16 protein-coding genes are annotated in these 18,585 nt (G+C 35.7%); 1 reads left to right on the forward strand and 15 read right to left on the reverse strand.

Annotated elements, in window-relative coordinates:
- Positions 1-61 precede the first annotated feature (61 nt).
- The 14 genes from murA to ACZ42G_RS09240 all read right to left on the reverse strand — a co-directional run bounded on the left by murA (position 62) and on the right by ACZ42G_RS09240 (position 16,151).
- Entirely contained in the window at positions 62-1,312 is a 1,251-nt protein-coding gene (gene murA / locus ACZ42G_RS09175; RefSeq protein WP_274892936.1) for a UDP-N-acetylglucosamine 1-carboxyvinyltransferase, read from the reverse strand.
- Between the two features lie 70 nt (positions 1,313-1,382).
- Positions 1,383-2,477 carry an undecaprenyldiphospho-muramoylpentapeptide beta-N-acetylglucosaminyltransferase gene (gene murG / locus ACZ42G_RS09180; RefSeq protein ID WP_274892937.1) on the reverse strand — a complete coding sequence of 365 codons (1,095 nt, stop codon included), beginning with the start codon at positions 2,475-2,477 and terminating at the stop codon, positions 1,383-1,385.
- A gap of 4 nt (positions 2,478-2,481) precedes the next feature.
- Entirely contained in the window at positions 2,482-3,588 is a 1,107-nt protein-coding gene (spoVE, locus tag ACZ42G_RS09185) for a stage V sporulation protein E (RefSeq protein ID WP_014758445.1), read from the reverse strand.
- A gap of 5 nt (positions 3,589-3,593) precedes the next feature.
- A complete protein-coding gene (murD, locus tag ACZ42G_RS09190; protein ID WP_464850156.1) occupies positions 3,594-4,958 on the reverse strand; it encodes a UDP-N-acetylmuramoyl-L-alanine--D-glutamate ligase in 1,365 nt (454 codons plus the stop codon).
- A 51-nt stretch (positions 4,959-5,009) separates the two neighbouring features.
- The gene (gene mraY, locus ACZ42G_RS09195) at positions 5,010-5,960 is read right to left on the reverse strand and encodes a phospho-N-acetylmuramoyl-pentapeptide-transferase (protein WP_464850157.1); all 951 of its coding nucleotides are present in this window, start codon (positions 5,958-5,960) and stop codon (positions 5,010-5,012) included.
- Positions 5,957-7,339 (reverse strand): UDP-N-acetylmuramoyl-tripeptide--D-alanyl-D-alanine ligase, encoded by a 1,383-nt coding sequence (locus ACZ42G_RS09200; RefSeq protein ID WP_350494243.1) that lies wholly within the window; start codon positions 7,337-7,339, stop codon positions 5,957-5,959. The genes mraY and ACZ42G_RS09200 overlap by 4 nt, the downstream gene beginning before the upstream one ends.
- Complete coding sequence (locus ACZ42G_RS09205) at positions 7,314-8,780, reverse strand: UDP-N-acetylmuramoyl-L-alanyl-D-glutamate--2,6-diaminopimelate ligase (RefSeq protein ID WP_085112170.1); 1,467 nt, start codon at positions 8,778-8,780, stop codon at positions 7,314-7,316. The genes ACZ42G_RS09200 and ACZ42G_RS09205 overlap by 26 nt, the downstream gene beginning before the upstream one ends.
- Positions 8,781-8,868: 88 nt before the next feature.
- A complete protein-coding gene (locus tag ACZ42G_RS09210; protein WP_464852150.1) occupies positions 8,869-10,944 on the reverse strand; it encodes a stage V sporulation protein D in 2,076 nt (691 codons plus the stop codon).
- 12 nt (positions 10,945-10,956) lie between these two features.
- Complete coding sequence (locus ACZ42G_RS09215; protein ID WP_013787832.1) at positions 10,957-11,388, reverse strand: septum formation initiator family protein; 432 nt, start codon at positions 11,386-11,388, stop codon at positions 10,957-10,959.
- Positions 11,389-11,409: 21 nt separating this feature from the next.
- Positions 11,410-12,342 (reverse strand): 16S rRNA (cytosine(1402)-N(4))-methyltransferase RsmH, encoded by a 933-nt coding sequence (gene rsmH, locus ACZ42G_RS09220; RefSeq protein ID WP_085112173.1) that lies wholly within the window; start codon positions 12,340-12,342, stop codon positions 11,410-11,412.
- A gap of 10 nt (positions 12,343-12,352) precedes the next feature.
- Entirely contained in the window at positions 12,353-12,784 is a 432-nt protein-coding gene (gene mraZ / locus ACZ42G_RS09225) for a division/cell wall cluster transcriptional repressor MraZ (RefSeq protein ID WP_041592077.1), read from the reverse strand.
- 157 nt (positions 12,785-12,941) lie between these two features.
- On the reverse strand, positions 12,942-14,210 hold the full coding sequence (gene yfmH, locus ACZ42G_RS09230; RefSeq protein WP_464850158.1) for an EF-P 5-aminopentanol modification-associated protein YfmH: 1,269 nt from the start codon (positions 14,208-14,210) through the stop codon (positions 12,942-12,944).
- A 13-nt stretch (positions 14,211-14,223) separates the two neighbouring features.
- Positions 14,224-15,480 (reverse strand): EF-P 5-aminopentanol modification-associated protein YfmF, encoded by a 1,257-nt coding sequence (gene yfmF / locus ACZ42G_RS09235; protein ID WP_464850160.1) that lies wholly within the window; start codon positions 15,478-15,480, stop codon positions 14,224-14,226.
- 98 nt (positions 15,481-15,578) lie between these two features.
- The gene (locus ACZ42G_RS09240) at positions 15,579-16,151 is read right to left on the reverse strand and encodes a YhcN/YlaJ family sporulation lipoprotein (protein WP_464850161.1); all 573 of its coding nucleotides are present in this window, start codon (positions 16,149-16,151) and stop codon (positions 15,579-15,581) included.
- Between the two features lie 165 nt (positions 16,152-16,316).
- Between ACZ42G_RS09240 and ychF the strand changes: the two genes are divergently transcribed.
- Complete coding sequence (gene ychF / locus ACZ42G_RS09245) at positions 16,317-17,408, forward strand: redox-regulated ATPase YchF (protein WP_464850162.1); 1,092 nt, start codon at positions 16,317-16,319, stop codon at positions 17,406-17,408.
- 30 nt (positions 17,409-17,438) lie between these two features.
- Here ychF and thiI read toward each other — a convergent pair whose 3' ends face one another.
- Positions 17,439-18,584: a tRNA uracil 4-sulfurtransferase ThiI gene (thiI, locus tag ACZ42G_RS09250; protein WP_464850164.1), complete on the reverse strand. Its 1,146-nt coding sequence runs from the start codon at positions 18,582-18,584 to the stop codon at positions 17,439-17,441.
- Position 18,585 lies beyond the last annotated feature (1 nt).

Genomic DNA, 18,585 nt, shown 5'->3' on the forward strand with positions numbered 1-18,585 from the left:
TACATCGCCTCTATCATATGCTTGTACAAATTTTAGATGATGTAAAACAGCATTGGCTGTTTTACATAGTCCTTTCTATGTCAGCACCAAGATTTTTTAAATTTTCGCTAAAATCTTCATATCCTCTATCAATATGTTCTATGTCTTCTACAATTGTAGTGCCGATAGCACCTAATCCAGCTAAGACTAGTGCTGCACCACCTCTTAAATCTTTTGCAACGACATTTGTTCCCGTAAGCTTGTCAACTCCTTTCACTACCGCAATTCGCCCATCTACTTTAATATCTGCGCCCATTCTTACTAATTCCTCTGTATATTTAAACCTATTGTCAAAAATAGTCTCCGTAACTATAGATGTCCCATCCGCAGTAGCTAAAAGTGAAACCATTTGTGCCTGAAGATCCGTTGGAAAACCAGGATATGGGAGAGTTATTATCATGTCAACTGCCTTGGCTCTACCGGTAGAATTAAGTTTTATAAAGTCATTGCCATGTGATATTTTAAAACCACATTCATTTAGCTTTGACAAAAGAGAATCTACGTGTCTTTTAATCACATTTTTAAGAACTACCTCTCCTTTTGTAATAGCTGATGCAATAAGATAAGTCCCCGCAACTATCCTATCAGGTATTATTGTGTATTCAGTATCATGCAATTCTTTTACACCTCGTATCACAATAGTATTTGTACCTGCACCTGAAATCTTTGCACCCATCGAATTTAGAAAATTTTGTAGATCCTCTATTTCTGGCTCTTTTGCAGCATTTCCTATAACTGTAGTTCCATCAGCCATGGATGCAGCCAACATTATATTTTCAGTTGCACCAACGCTGGGTATATCAAGATGTATTTCATTGCCGCAAATTGACTTGCTTTCGCAATTGATAAATCCATACGATTCATCTATTGATATGCCAAGCTTTTTTAAACTTTTTATGTGCAAGTCAATAGGCCTATGCCCTATGTCACATCCTCCTGGAAAGCTGATCTGAGCAACATTATTTCTTGCCACCAATGCTCCCATCAAAAAAATGGATGATCTCATTGCTCTCATTAATCTGTCTGGAATGTGGTAATCAATGATACCACTGGAATCTACTATAATGTCTGACCCATCAAATTCTACTGTACAGCCTAAGTGTCTTAATATTTCTATCATAGAATAAACATCTTTTAATCTTGGGCAAGAGTGTAAAATACTTACACCTTTGTTTAATAGTGTTGCAGCAAGTATTGGCAATACAGAATTTTTCGCACCGTTTATCCGTACCTCACCTTTTAATCTATTTCCTCCTTTAATGACATATTTCATCCCATTCTATCACCTCCTGTTAAGCTGTACAATTCATAATATGCACCTATGCTTCAGGAGGTTACATCGCCTATTTTAGCTTACAAACAAGCCTATAAATTTCATTGGCAGCATCTATCTTTGATAACTTTTTTGCATTAGCTTTCATGGTTTTAAGCTTACTGGAGTCATTTACGATAGATAATATCTTTTTATACAAAACATCTCCATTTAAGTCTTTTTCAAGAATCACCGAAGCTGCACCATTTTTTTCAAGAACTCTTGCATTGTACTCTTGATGATTGTGAGTAACATTTGGAGACGGAATCAAAATCGATGCAGTTGATGTGGCTAACAATTCTGCAAGTGTGATTGCACCTGATCTACACACCATTACATCTGCAATTGAATAGATATCACCCATTTCATAACAATACGGAATTATCTTAATATTTTCTCCTAATCTTATATCGTAATCTTTGATCATTTTTATTACACTGTCATACTGATTTTTTCCTGTTATCATGAGAATCTGAAATTCTTCTCTCGATTTTTTTATCACATCAACCATGTATTCATTGATTTTGGCAGCGCCTCTGCTACCTCCTACAGAAACCACTACTTTTTTCGTCTCATCTAAGCTCCATTTTTTCAAAGCCTTTTTTCTATCACCATTCAAAATCTCCATTCTAATGGGATTACCTGTCACAAAGATATTGCCTTTATTTCGAAAGTACTTTTTTGACTCATCAAATGCAACGGCCACAATATCTACAAACCTTGAAAGTATTCTATTTGTAAGTCCTGGATAAGCATTTTGCTCGTGAATAAGCGTCGGTATCTTCATAAGAGCTGCTGTCATGACTACAGGGCCGCACACATATCCCCCTGTTCCAATTACTACATCCGGTCTATAATCATTTATTATTTTTTTTGCATCTATCAAACCATCGAAAGCTATCTTAATAGTCTTTATCGTATCAATTGATAATTTGCGCTTAAATCCTTTTACTCTTATAGTTTTAAGGGTATAACCTGACTTTGGCACCAATTCTTTTTCAAGCCCATTTTCTGTTCCTACAAATAATATCTCTGCATCTTTTTCGTTTCGCATGATTTCATTTGCAATCGCCACTGCCGGATATATATGGCCACCTGTACCGCCACCTGTCAATAAGTACCTCATTTCATCAACTCCTATCCATGTTTGCGTACCTTGATATATTCAATAATATGCCCATTGCAGCCATCATAAAGACTGTAGATGTCCCACCATAACTGATAAATGGCAAAGACACACCAGTAGCTGGCATTGATGAAGTTACAACTGCAACATTTATCAAAGTTTGAACGCCGATCACACCTACAATGCCGGTAGCAATGAGACATCCAAATACATCCGGAGCTTTTGCCGCGACTCTAAGGCCTCTTATTATGAGATACAGAAAAAGTAACAATATAGAAGCCGTCCCGATAAGGCCAAGCTCTTCACCGATTATTGAAAAAATAAAGTCGTTTTGTGGCATCGGCAGATACATAAACTTCTGTCGGCTTCTGCCTAAACCGACTCCAAAAAGCCCTCCTGAACCTAAAGCATACAAGGACTGTACAATTTGATAGCCATGCCCTTTTATGTCTTGCCATGGATTTAAAAATGTAAATACCCTTTGCCTTATGTACTTTATGCTGGTCACTACGATAATAGCTGCAGAACCACCAACTCCAAACAATGTCGCCATAAATGATAACTTTGCGCCCGCCACAAATAAGATTATTATAGAAATGATAAATATTGTACCAGCAGTGCTGAAATTTGGCTGCTTCATAATGAGTAAAAAGAATATTCCGGCAATCAATAGTACAGGAAGGACTCCCTTTTTAAAGCTTTTTGCATAATTAGGGTTATTATCAAAATATTTTGCAAAAAACAGTATTATGGCGTATTTAGCTATTTCTGACGGCTGCAAAGTAAATCCGCCTATTTCAATCCATCTGGTAGAATTGTACCTTGTGCTTCCTATTCCTGGCAACAATACTACTATAAGTAAAACTATTGACAATATCAACAACGCATTTGACAGCTTCTTCAATTTATGATAATCAAAATTCATCATAAATGTCATGGCAAAAAAGCCGATAATTGCCCACAAAAGCTGACGCTTCAAAAAGTAGAATGAATCATGGTATTGGTAATACGCATTTGCAGAGCTTGCGCTAAATACCATCACAACACCTATGGACACAAGAACCAATACGGATATAAGTATATTGTAATCAACGGGATACTTACGATTCACTGAGCCTACCCCCTCAAAGAATTTACCGCATCTTTAAAGAGTCTGCCTCTCTCTTCATAATTTCTAAACATATCCCAACTTGCACAGGCAGGCGATAAAAGCACATTGTCACCAGGTTTAGCCGCATTATAAGCAGCATAAACAGCATCATCTATGCTTTCTACAAATATAACATCATCTTCTGAATACCCTTCTTTTATAGCAGATTTATAGATTAAATCTTTCGTCTCACCAAGCAGAATCAATTTTTTTACGCGACCTTTAAAAGAAGCAGTAAATTCATCAAAACTTACACCTTTGTCATATCCACCGGCAATCAATATGATAGGGCCTTTCATAGCTTCAATAGCTTTTATTGCTGCATCTGGGTTTGTTCCTTTTGAGTCATTGTAATATTTGACTCCATTTACGTTTCTTACAAATTCAATCCTATGCTCAACGCCTTTAAATGTCCTCAATGTTTCACTTATGACTTTAATATCAATTCCCGCTAAATAAGCCATTGTAGATGCTACCATGGCATTTTCTACATTGTGATTTCCTGGAATATATATGTCTTCAATGTCTATTATCGTACTTTTTTCTCCATCTGCAGAGATTACGATTTTTCCATTTTCAAGATACGTACCATGCTCTAAAGCTCTATTTCTGCTAAAAGGAAAAACATTGCATTTGGCTTTTTTAAATAAAGAAGAAATATTTTTATCATCATAATTTAAGACAGTGAATTGATCAGCAGTTTGATTCTCGAAAATCCGCCCTTTGATTTCGATGTAGTTTTCCAATGTCTTGTGTCTATTTAAATGATCCGGAGTTATATTTATTATCGCGCTTATTTCAGGTTTAAACTCCTTTATTGTTTCCAGCTGAAAACTGCTTATCTCTGCCACAATTACATCTTCCGCATTAGCATTTATTGCCGCTTCAACAAGAGGATATCCTATGTTCCCTGCAACATATGTTTTTGCACCTGACGCTTTAAATATTTCACCAAGCAATGATGTTGTCGTAGTCTTTCCATTCGTCCCAGTTATAGCGTATATAGGAGCTTTTGATAGCCTGTAAGCAAACTCCACCTCGCCTATTACATCAATGCCCCTTGATTTTGATAATAGGACTATATCAGAGTCCATAGAAATTCCAGGACTGACAATAACCATTTCTGTGCCATTTAAAAGTTCATCTGTGACCTTTTTAAAGCAAAATGTCACACCTTTTTCTTTAAATTCTTTTAAATCATCGCCAAACTTATCTTCTTCTTTCGAATCAAACACAAATATTTCAGCATTTAACATCAACAAAACCCTGCACAGGGCTTTGCCACTTAACCCAAATCCCGCTACAACAATTTTTTTACCACAAAAGTCCATATTTTCCTCCTAAATCATAAAAAAATTTGCATTCTATTTTTTTAGATATATTTAACTTATCCCATAAAATGACACAAATACTGCTATCAAAGTTACTATCCAAAATAAAAATACGACTTTAGTCTCTGACCAACCAGAAAGCTCAAAATGATGATGGAGAGGACTCATTTTAAATATCCTTTTACCTGTAAGTCTGAATGACACAACTTGCATTATGACCGATAACGCTTCAGCGACGTAGACAATTCCCACCACTACTAAAATAACAGGCAATTTAGTCATTGTAGCCAGAGCCGCTACAGCGCCACCAATTGCAAGCGAACCTGTATCCCCCATAAACACTTCAGCAGGGTATCTATTAAACTTCAAAAATCCAAGAAGTGCACCAGTAATTGCTGCACCAAACACAGTTAATGATGTATTGTTCATAAAAAAACCTATTAATGTAAAAAAAGCGGTAACCATAAAAGATACTCCTGATGCAAGCCCATCCAATCCATCCGTTAGATTAACACTATTTACAGTTCCAACAACTACAAACATTATAAACGGTATGTAAAAGTAGCCCAAGTCAATTTCTCGCTTCAAAAATGGAATTATTACATCGGTGCCAACTATATTCTTCGAAAAATACGCAAACAAAATAGCTAATGCAAATTGACCTAAAAGCTTTTGCCTGGCGGTAAGACCTAACGATCTTTTATACCGCACTTTTATGTAGTCATCCAAAAAGCCGATTATTCCATATCCTAATGTTATCGTGATTAACAATGCCATGTATTTATCCCATTTTGAAAATACAATATCAGCAATGAGCAAAGAGATAATTATGATTATTCCACCCATTGTTGGGGTTCCAGCTTTTTTTAGATGCGTCTTAGGTCCATCGCTTCTTACACTTTGACCAAACTTTAATTTAGTTAGCCATGGAATAACAATAGGACCTAATACGACACAAATTAAAAAAGAAATAATTGTAGCAAATATCATCTTTTGTATCATTTATAAGCACTCTCCTGCAAAAATTTCACGATTTCCTCCATCTTCATCCCTCTTGAACCTTTAACTAAAAAGACATCACTTTCTTTCATAATATTTTTTATGACATCAATGGCTTCTGCATTATTAGCGCATCTAAAGACATTATCATTGTTCATTCCTTTTTCTATTGCCCCATCAGCTATTTTCAAAGCATAATCTCCAACTGTTATAAGCACATCAATATCATTTTCTTTTACATATTCCCCAACCTCTCGATGTGCAATGTCTGCATACTGTCCTAACTCTAACATATTGCCTAACACAGCTACTTTCCTTCTCTCTGTATATCCACCTAAAACTGACAAAGCAGCTTTCATGGATGAAGGATTTGCATTATACACATCGTTTATAATTTTAATACCTGCTGCATCTATTATATTTAATCTCATGTCACTTGGCTGAAACTTAGCCAGTGCTTTCCTTATATCTTCTTTATTGACATCAAATTTGATTCCTATACAAATTGCCGCTAATGAATTATATATATTGTGTTTTCCTGGTACGTTTAATTCTATGTCTAATAAATACCCATCTATCAAAACTTTGTATTTTGAAGATTCTTCCTTTAATTCTATGTCAAAGGCCTTGATATCGCCATTATTTATACCGTATGTCACAAATTTAGGGCCCTTTTTTTCAAGCAATTTTATTAACATATCATCATCTGCATTAATTACGACTGTATCGCCATCTTTAAAATCTTCAATAAGCTCTGATTTTGCCTTTAATATATTTTCACGGGAACCTAATTTTTCAATATGAGCAACTCCAATATTCGTATATACCGCAACATTAGGAGATGCAATGTTTTTTAACCTTCTTATTTCGCCAAAACCGCTCATTCCCATTTCAACAACAGCCATATCATGACCATCATTAAGCGTAAATAAGGTAAGGGGCAAGCCGATCTCATTGTTGAAATTTCCGATTGTCTTTAAGACGTTGTACTTCATCGATAAAACATCGTAAATCATGTCCTTAGTCGTAGTTTTTCCACTGCTGCCAGTTACGGCAATAAATGGAATATCGAATTTGCTTCTATAATATTTAGCTATCCTGTGCAAAGCGTCTTTTGTGTCTTTGACAAATATAATCGGTTTACTATCGTGTCTGATATAATTGATAGACTCTGTAAGGGAAGCAGAACCTACATTTAAGGCATCATCTATGAATTCCTCTCCATTGAACCTTTCACCTTTTAAAGGTATAAACAAATCTCCAGACTTAATTGTCCTCGAATCGGTGCTTATACCGCTTACGCATACATTTATATCGCCGGATAGTAATTTCCCTTCTGTTGCATCCAATATCTCTTTAACTGTTAAAATCAACTTTTTCATCTCCATTTAATATATCTCTTACTATGTCTCTTTCATCAAAATCTATGACTTTGTCTTTCAATACTTGATATGTTTCATGCCCCTTACCAGCTAAAATTACGACGTCATTGTCCTTCGCTATAGATAGTGCGTACTTTATAGCTTCTTTCCTATCTTCTATGATTGTGTAAGGGCATTTTGTATTTTTAATGCCTTCTTCAATTTCTTGTATTATCTTAATAGGCTCCTCCGACCTTGGATTGTCCGAAGTTATAATTACAAAATCGGCATATTTGCCAGCGACTTCTCCCATTTTAGGGCGTTTGCCTTTATCTCTGTCGCCGCCACAACCAAAAAGCAATATCTTTTTCCCAGTATTGTATTCTTCAAATGCCTTCATTAAATTCTCAAGTCCGTCTGGAGTGTGGGCGTAGTCAATCACTACATTGTAAGGTACATCCAAATCAAGAACTTCAAATCTTCCTTTTATCTTGACATCCTTAAGTGCCATTTTTACAGACTGAAGCGGTATACCCAATATAAATGCTACCGAAATAGCCGCCAGTGAATTGTATACACTAAATAGCCCCGGTATCTTTAAAGCTATTTCACTTTTTATATCTTCTATTTGAACAGTAAATTTCGCACCTTTAATATCGTTTTTGATGTCTTTTGCCATTATGTATGCATAGTCTTTTATGCCATATGTTACAACTTTAGCATTAGAATTCTCTATCATATACGAAGAATAATCATCATCTATGTTTATCACGCAAGCCATCTTTGCCATCCTGAAAAGTTTAGCCTTTGCACTAGCATACTCATCCATCGTCTTGTGAAAATCTAAATGATCTTGGGTTAAATTGGTAAAAACGGCTATATCAAATTTACATTCATCTACTCTGTTTAACGCCAATGAATGTGAAGAAACTTCCATCACTACGTATTTCACACCTTCATCAACCATGAGCCTAAGGTATCTTTGAAGATCTAATGACTCTGGAGTAGTCCTCTCTGTTGGATAGACTTTGTCGCCAATCATGTTGTGAATCGTTCCTATCAACCCGACTTTATTGTTCTGGCTTTCCAGTATGGACTTTATCATGTATGTGACAGAAGTCTTGCCGTTTGTTCCTGTCACGCCTATCATAAAAAGCTGTTTTGAAGGATCACCATAGTAATTTGATGCGATTTTAGCCAATGACTTCCTGGCATTTTCTACTTTTATGACGGTGATGTCTTTATCTATGGTTATTTCATGTTCAACTACGACGGCAACAGCTCCTCTTTCTACAGCATCATTTATGTAATCCGCCCCATCAAACTTAAATCCTTTGATTGCAACAAATAGCGAACCTTCTTTTGAATTCCTGGAATCATAGCAAATTCCTTTTACATCAACATCGATGTTGCCTTTAACAGTTGTATAATTTACATCCTTTAATATATCCACAAGTCTCATAATAGGCCTCCTAATTCATTATATACATTTAATAGTATAGCACAATTATGCAGTTTGCATATATCAAAAACTGCATATTGTGCTTGAATTAATTTTCCAGTGGCCTAAAGTCGACTTCAACAGTTGTTCCTTTATCAACTTTTTCACCTTTTTCTGGCTTCTGGCTTACAGCAATACCAGAACCATTGATTTTTATTTTCAGTCCTAAAGAGCTTAAAATGTTACTCGCTTCTGTGATAGATCTTCCTTTTAGATCAGGTACATCAACCTTTCCGTTATTATTATATTCATTTAAATACAAGACAATTTGCGAATCTTCTTCTACCATTGCCCCGGGTTTAGGCATTTGATCTACAACTGTGTTCCCAGTTCCTTCGATGGAAAATTGCAGCTTATCTTTTAACAATGCATTTTGAGCCTCATTCAAGTTTAAATTCCTTACATCTGGAACTTTTACAAGAGGCTTCACTACAATGCCTTTTGGTTTTACATTTAAGTACGTCAACGTGTCATATAATATGCTTCTTACTACAGGTCCTGCTAACGCACTGCCAAAATGGGTTTCAGCATTTGGTTCATCAATCACCACAAGCGCTATCACTTTTGGATCTTCTGCAGGTGCAAATCCGACGTATGAAGCCACGTATTTCCCCGGTGTATATTTTTCTGTAGTGCCTGTTTTCCCTCCAACATCATACCCTTCTATGTAACCTGCCTTGCCTGTGCCTTCGGATACTACACTTTCAAGTATCTGCCTCATTGTAGCTGATGTCTTTTCGGATATCACTTGCCTTATTACAGTTGGTTTGAATTCTTTTATAGGTTTCCCATCAGAATCGACTATTTCTTTGACTATATGAGGCTCCATCAGTTTTCCGCCATTTACTATCGCTGAAACCGCTCGTATCATTTGAAGTGGCGTAACCGCAATACCCTGTCCAAACGAGTTTGTAGCAAGCTCTACAGGGCCTACATCTTTTTCTTTCATTACAAGGCCAGGTGCTTCTCCAGGTAATGTTATGCCGGTGGTTTCTCCAAAGCCAAATTCATGAATGTACTTGTACAATTTGTCTACTCCAAGCCTTTGGGCAATTGTCGCAAAGACAACGTTGCAGGAATTTTGGACTCCTTGTACAAATGTTTCGCTGTAATGTGTTGCCCAACAATTTATTCTCTGCCCTGCAACCATGATATATCCAGGGTCATAAAATTGCTCGTTTAACCCAACAACACCTTCCTCCAATGCTGCTGACGCTGTAACTGTCTTGAAAACTGAGCCAGGTTCGTAAGCATCCGATATAGCCTTATCTCTCCAATTTTTAAACCAATCGCTTTTGGGACCTGCAAATGGGTTGTTTGGATCGTAATCAGGCCTTGATGCCATGGCTAAAATATCACCTGTCTTAGGATCCATTACGATTGCAACAGCACCTTTTGTAGGCTTAGTATGTGCATACGCATCATCAAGAGCTTTTTCTGCAAAATGCTGTATGTTTGAATCAATCGTCAAAACAACATTGTAACCATCTATAGGTGGGATGTATTCTTCTTCACCATTCCCCATTTTCCTGCCTAATGCATCAACTGGCGACGAAATCCTTCCAGGTATTCCTCTTAAATAGCTATCGTACACCGACTCGATTCCGTCCAGTCCTTGATTGTCTACACCTGTAAACCCAAGTATGTGGGAAGCTAAATTCTTCTCTGGATAATATCTTTTTGTATCTCCAGATATTACAATACAAGATAGATTTAATTTTCTTATCTTGTTAGCCGTATCATCATCAATTCTCCTTGCAATCAATACCTCTTGTACATTCTTGTTGTTTATCTTTTTAAGGATATCTTCTTTGTCGATTTTTAAAATCTCAGCCAGCTTTGACGCAATTTCATCTTTTTGGCTGTCTTTCACTTCTTTCGGTATTATGCTAACTTTGTTAGAACTTGCGCTTTCAGCAAGTGCCTTGCCATTTCTGTCTAATATCAAGCCGCGTTTTGGCGTAACTGAAACATCTAATGTCCACTGAGGTATGGCAAGCTTTTGAAATTCATCGCTTTTTACTATCTGTATCCAAAAAAGCCTAACAATGAGAACGCTAATAATAAGTATAGAAAAAAACAGCAAAAATAAAATTCTCTTTTTGGTAGAAATGCTTGGTGATATTTAAAATCCCTCCTATCTCACCAGCAGTCCCAAAATCCTTCCCCAAAAAGTCTTATTTTTGTTTTCATCATCTGTTTTTTTCTCAGCGACTTGATTTTGTTTTCCAACACTCATGTAGACTATCTGCCCTTTATCAGGCTCTACCATTCCTAACTGATTTTTCGCTATTTCTTCTATCCTCTGCAGATCGCTCATTGAAGCAATTTGGACTTCTAACTGCTGGTTTAACTTTTCTATTTCGCTGGCTTTTGCCTCTACACTGCTTAATGCAACAGATTTTTGATATATCAACGCATACCTAAACAAAACGGTAAGGCTTAAAAATCCTACAAAAACTATTACTGCAAGGTTTTTAAGCTTCTTATTCTTTTTGGTTTTTTTACCTTTGTTTTCTTCATAATACGGCTTTAGATCATAATCGTAATTGTGCTTTTCTAATACCAATTTATTCTTCCCCCTTATACTTTAGAACAGCAGTTTTTCTGCAACTCTTAGTTTTGCACTTCGAGATCTTGGGTTTACTCTTATTTCATTTTCACTTGGTACAATAGGTTTTTTAGTTATGATCTTTATTACTGGTTTTTTCCCACATGTACACGGCAAGTTTTTAGGGCATGTACACGGATCCTCCAGTTTCTTGTAAGTATTTTTTACTATTCGATCTTCCAGCGAGTGGAATGTTATGATTGCTATTCTTCCTCCCGGATTCATTGCATCTACAAAGTCAGCAATAGCATCTCCAAGCCCTTTTAGCTCTTCATTGACTTCAATCCTTATAGCTTGAAATGTTCTTTTGGCAGGATGCGGTCCTGTCCTCCTCTTTGATGCAGGTATGGCCTTTTTTATTACGTCTACTAACTCAAATGTAGTCTTAATAGGTTTTCTCTTTCTCTCCTCAACGATGAACTTTGCAATTCGTTTAGCCCATAGTTCTTCACCATAATCAGAAATTACCTTTGCAATTTCATCTTCTGAATAATTGTTTACAACGTACTCTGCTGTAATGTCACTTTCTTTGTCCATTCTCATATCAAGTGGGGCATCGTGCATGTAAGAAAATCCCCTTTGTGCCTCATCTAATTGATATGAAGATACGCCAAGGTCTAATAAAGCACCATCTATGCTCTTAATCCCGCATTTTTTTAATATATCTTTTATATTCTTATAATTGTCATGAATATACGTTGCATTATTGAAGTCTTTAAGCCTAATAGATGCAGCCTTTATGGCGTCCATGTCTCTGTCGATTGCGATTAATTTTCCTTTATCAAGCCGTCTTAATATCTCATATGAATGGCCACCACCGCCTAAAGTTCCATCTACATAAATACCATCAGGCTTAATTTCTAAATATTCAATAGTCTCTTGCAACAACACACTTTCATGTTTGAAATCCATAAAAATCACCTTATATGTTTAAATCGTCTAAATGCTCTGCAACATCTTCAAAAGAAACATCAATATTATTTGAATATTCCATCCATACTTCTTTACTCCAAATCTCCACTCTTGACGATACCCCAATTATTATGACTTCTTTCTCAATTTTTGCATGTTCTCTCAAGATGTTCGGTATTAATACTCTTCCCTGCTTGTCTATTTCGCATTCAGTGGCGCCTGCTAAGAAAAATCTGGTAAATGCTCTGGCATCTTTTCTGTTAAGTGGCAATGTCTTTAGCTTTGCCTCGATATTTGACCATTCTGACAATGAGTAAGCAAAAAGGCAATTGTCAAGCCCTCGCGTCAACACAAATTTATACCCCAGTTCGTCCCTGAACTTGGCAGGTATAAAAACTCTCCCTTTTTGATCTATTGTATGTTCATATTGCCCCATCAGCATACCGAACACCCATTTCTATTGCACTTATAACCACTTTGCACCACTTTAAACCACTTATTATGTTTATTCTATATAAAACTCAAAAATCCTTCAATAAATTAAAATTTTTTTCACAAAAAAATAACGAGTATGACTCGTTATCAAAAACTATAACATATTATGGCTTTACAACAGATAATACACAGTTATCTTCATTAAAATGCGTCTTAAATCTATTTAGTACATCATCAGGAGTTATATCTTCTATGACAGATGTAAAATCCAAGATATTAATGTCTTTCATGTAGTACGATATAAAGTTGTGTGCAATACTTTCAACAGAATTAAATGATTTTACAAATCGGCCAAGTATCTTTTTCTTAATTCTATAGAAATCACCGTCATCCACTTTATTGATGGATGAAATTTTAGCTATAAGAGCCTTTTTCACAGCTTCAGGATCTACAGATTGACCACCTATTATAGAGTAACCATGATCTACTTCACCTACGTACTCTACATCAAAAGTTGTATCAATAAGTCCATCATTATAAAGTTTTTCATACAAGTCGGAGCTTCTACCGGCTAAAATCTCTAAGCAAATCTGTGTAGTTATGTCCTTTTTAAGTAATCTCTTTCCTCCATAACCTATGTCATTGTCTTTAAATCCAATATTAAATAGCGGCATCGAAACAGACATCTTCTGTTCTACGTAATTCTTGTTTATTTTAGTCGGCTCATCAGGATAAATGCGCTTTATCTCTCCATTTCTTTTTTCTGTTTTAACACTATCATTTACGATTTCTGCAACTTTATCCACGTCAACATCGCCAACTGCGAATAAAACCATGTTTGATGGATGATAAAATGTATTGTAGCATTTATACAAGATGTCTTTGTCGATTCTTGATATAGATTCAATTGTACCTGCAATATCTATTTTTACGGGATGTTGGCGGTACAATCCGCCTAACATATTGAAAAAGAGCCTCCAAGACGGATCGTCATCGTACATGCGAATTTCTTGGGCTATTATGCCTTTTTCCTTTTCTACATTTTCATCTGTAAAATAAGGCCTTTGGACAAAATCCAAAAGAAGTTTTAAATTGCTGTAAAAATTGTCTGTGCATGAAAACAAATAAGCAGTAGTTGTAAAATTCGTATAAGCATTTGCAGAAGCTCCATTCTTAGAAAACTCCTCAAATACGCTTCCACTTTCTTCTTCAAACATCTTATGCTCTAAAAAATGTGCAATACCATCTGGCACATGTGTAGGTTCACTTTCACCGGGAATTATAAATTCTCTATCATTAGAACCATAATGAGTTGCAAACATTGCATACTGTTTTATAAAACCTTTCTTAGGCATTACAAAGACATTTAATCCACTTTCATGCTCATATTTATACATTTTCTCTTTTATTAAGTCATTAAATATTTCCATCATCTCATATCACTCCTCACTTTTTTGTCATGAAATAGACAGTATCCAATTGCAGCTTTTTAGATACATTCACGATATCATTTATTGTAACTTTTTTTACCTTACTTATAAAATCGTCTATACTGTAATTTGTATGTGAAAGTTTTTGTGATAAGTAAAAATCAGCCAGTTGTGTTCCACTGTCTTTTATTGAATTAAACGACGTAATCAAAGCTTTCACAGCCGAATTAAATTCATAATCAGATATATTACCTGATTTTATCTCCTCTACTTGCTTTTGTATTATCTCCAATGCTTTTTCGTAATTTTCAATTTCAATGCCTGACATTATAAGCATTAATCCTTTAAATCTTTCTAACCTTGTCTGGGCATAATATGCAAGGCTTTCCCTTTCTCTAACATTCATAAAAAGCTTAGAGAAAGGCCCTCCACCCAAAACACCGCTTAATACTAAAAGAGAAAAATACTCCTCATCCCATGGATTTACGTTTGTCCTGTATCCTAAAGTCAGCTTCCCCTGAGTAACATCAAGTTTATCTTCTACATATTTTACCTTATCGATCTTTCTTAATATAGGCGTATCTGGAATCACATCCACACTCGTTCTCTCTATTTTAAAATACTTATTGAAAAACTCTTTCACATCGTCTACATCCACATTGCCTACGACAAATATATCTATTGGAAGCCTTTTAATTGCTTTTTTATAATACTCATAAAGATTTTTTTCATCTATTTTATCTACGTCATCTACATTTCCAAGCTCATAAATTGCGTAATCTTCGTCTTTACACATTTCTTCTATACACCTTTCAACGGCGTATTTAGTCTTTTCATTTACGCGGGAATTGATAATATTCTTCTGCTTTTCTTTCTCTTGTTGCACATACGTTTGTTCAAAACCATCATTTGATATTAATGGATTCAAAAGTATGTCTGATATGAACTTAACGCTTTCTTCCAATATATCTTCCTTTAAATATGTACTATCTACAATTTCCATCTTAAACTGTGCAATCTGCCGCTCACCTTTTTTATAAACCGAATAAGCAAACGTAGCACCGTAAAGATCTTCTAAATGCTTTGTTATATCCTTATACGTTTTAAAGCTAAAGCTTCCTCTCCTTAAAACCGATGGCAGCAATGCAAATTTTGCCGTTTCATCGCTTAATTTATTGCTTATGTACACATTAATTGTTACCGTTTTAAACTTATTAAGTTTATTGACATAGAGTTCAATACCACTCGCAATGTTTTCCTTTATGATGGACATATTTTTCACTCCTTCTATAATAATCCAATTGACCTAATTATATTTAAAAACTACAAATATGTCAACAAAGCATAAACCCGGGTTTCCCCAGGTTTATATTATGCACTTGGCGTTATCCTTTTTAATATCTCTGTTATCTGTTTAGTAAACTCAGATAATGGTCTTCCAGATGCTATTCCTTTTGCTATATTGTTTATCCTTGTATATAAATCAGGATCGGATGTTACAGACACATTCTTTATCCCTTTATCAGTATCTCTCACTGTCTTCTCTACTTTTTTCTTAACCTGTGTCTCATGGGTACCTTGGACACTGGCTTTCATGTCAATACCTACAATAGCAGTATTTCCGGATATAACTACAGTAGCCTTGTTTACTTCAGGAAGTTTTGCCACATTGCTGGCTATTTTTGCTGCTCTCACGCTTTGCGGAACCGGCTTTTTCGCTGGAGTCGGTGTAGTAGGTGCAGGTGTTGTTGGAGTTGGTGTCGTCGGCACTCTTGACGGTGCAGGAGTAGTCATCCCTGGTGACGGAGCTGGTGTCGTCCTAGGCGTCGTAGGAGTATATCTTGTTGGCGATGGCTTTTTAGATGCTTTGCAGCCCGTCAAAGATATAGACAATGCCATTATCAATGCTAAAAGTATTAAAAAAATTTTTTTGCTATTTTTCAATTCAAACACCTCCAATCAATATTTTGCTCAGATGAAGTCAATTTATTACAATATTCAATGTAAATTATATCCAATGACTCAATTTGAAGTTTTAGTGTTTTTCATATATAATCTATTTGATGTATTTAGAAAAATTTTTTGATTTTAAAAAGCGGAGGAATACAGATGGAAATAGGAATAGTCGGTCTACCTAATGTTGGAAAAAGCACGATTTTTAATGCAATAACACAAGCAGGCGCCGAATGTGCAAATTATCCTTTTTGTACGATAGAGCCTAATGTAGGAATCGTATCTGTGCCCGATAAAAGGCTTAATGAATTAGCAAAAATCGTAAATCCTCAAAAAATAATACCTGCCACGATAAAATTTGTCGATATAGCAGGATTAGTAAAGGGTGCCAGCAAAGGCGAAGGATTAGGCAATAAATTTTTATCACACATAAGAGAAGTCGATGCAATATTAAATGTGGTAAGGTGCTTTGATGACAGCAACATAACTCACGTTGAAGGCAGTATTGACCCAATAAGAGACATCGAAATAATAACGTTAGAGCTTATACTGGCTGATTTGGAGGTTGTTGAAAAGCGAATTGCAAAGACTTCCAAATATGCTAAAAACGATAAAAGTGCTGCATTTGAATTGAATGTATTGGAAAAAATCAAAAAGACATTAGAAGATGGTAAGCCTATCCGCACGATGGACTTTGATGATGAGGAATTATCTTTTGTAAATCAACTTATGCTTCTTACATCTAAGCCTGTGATGTATGCAGCCAATATATCAGAAGACGATCTTATATCTAAAAATGAAAATGAGTACGTTAAGAAGCTTAAAGATTTTGCAAAAAATGAGAAATCCGATGTTATTGTGATATCAGCAAAAATAGAAGAAGAACTTTCGTCACTTCCAGATGAAGAAAAATATGAATTGCTTTCCGAATACGGCTTAGAAGAACCTGGATTAAATAACATAATCCGTCACGGGTACTCCCTTTTAGGACTTATTACATTTTTTACAGCAGGGCCAAAGGAAGTAAGAGCCTGGACTATTAAAAGAGGTACAAAGGCACCACAGGCTGCCGGGAAAATACACTCAGATTTTGAGAAAGGTTTTATACGTGCTGAAGTAATATCGTATAAAGATTACGTTGAATCAGGCGGAGAAACTCCAGCAAAAGAAAAAGGATTGATGAGGTTAGAAGGAAAAGATTACGTCGTGGAAGATGGCGATATAATAGTATTTAGATTTAACGTATAAAATCCCATAGACTTATGCCTATGGGATTTTTTAGCTTTTTATCTTTATCTCATCTATTTGGAGACTGCTAATAAATTGTTCATAGTCTAATTCTTTTTCGCCTTGGACAACTTCGTCTAAATCAGGTTTTATAATAGGATGTTTTGGAACGAATATGGTACAGCAATCTTCATAAGGCCTTATAGATATATCGTACGTCCCGATTTTCTTAGAAATCTCTACAATTTCACTCTTATCCATTCCTATAAGCGGTCTAAACACTGGCATGTGTGTCACTGCATTTGTGCAGTACAAGCTCTCTATGGTTTGGCTGGCAACTTGTCCTAAGCTTTCACCTGTTATAAGCGCTTTTGCACCGTACTTAAGAGCAATATTTTCTGCGACTCTCATCATCATTCTTCTCATTATAATAGTAGTCAATTTTGGAGGACACTTGTCATATATGGCCAGTTGAAAATCTGTAAAATTCACCACATGCAAATATACATCTTGTCCATACTCTGAAAGCTTTTTGCACAAATCAATTACTTTGTCCCTTGCACGCTCCTGCGTATATGGTGGACTGTGAAAATACACCGCTTCTATCTCTACTCCTCTTTTCATCATCATCCATGCTGCAACAGGGCTATCAATTCCACCTGATAATAAAACAACAGCTTTCCCATTTGTGCCCAGGGGCATTCCCCCAATTCCCTCTACGGTATCAGAGTATAAATACGCCTTCTCCCTTATTTCCACATTTAAGACCACATCAGGATTGTGCACATCAACATGAACGTCATCGATATTTTTAAGTATTTCACTCCCAATCATTCTGCTTAATTCAATGCTTTCATAAGGAAATGATTTATTAGGTCTCCTGGTCTCCACTTTAAAGCTTTTATTTGAATGATGCCTCATAATCTCAATTGCCGAGTCGTATATCGCATTAAGGTCCAATTCTACTTTTTTAGCTATTGTTATTCCAACTATTCCAAATACCTTCCTAAGTTTGTCAATAGCTTCTTTTGCATCGTTGCTTGTTTCTACATATATTCTCCCATGCGTCTTTTCAACTTTTACTCCATCAATGCTTTTTAAAGCTTCTTTAATGTTTCTAACAAGTTTATTCTCGAAAAAAGCTCTATTGTCGCCTTTTAAAGCTAACTCACCATACTTTATAAGAATAACCTCCATT

The sequence above is a fragment of the Thermoanaerobacterium calidifontis genome (genome assembly GCF_055381745.1).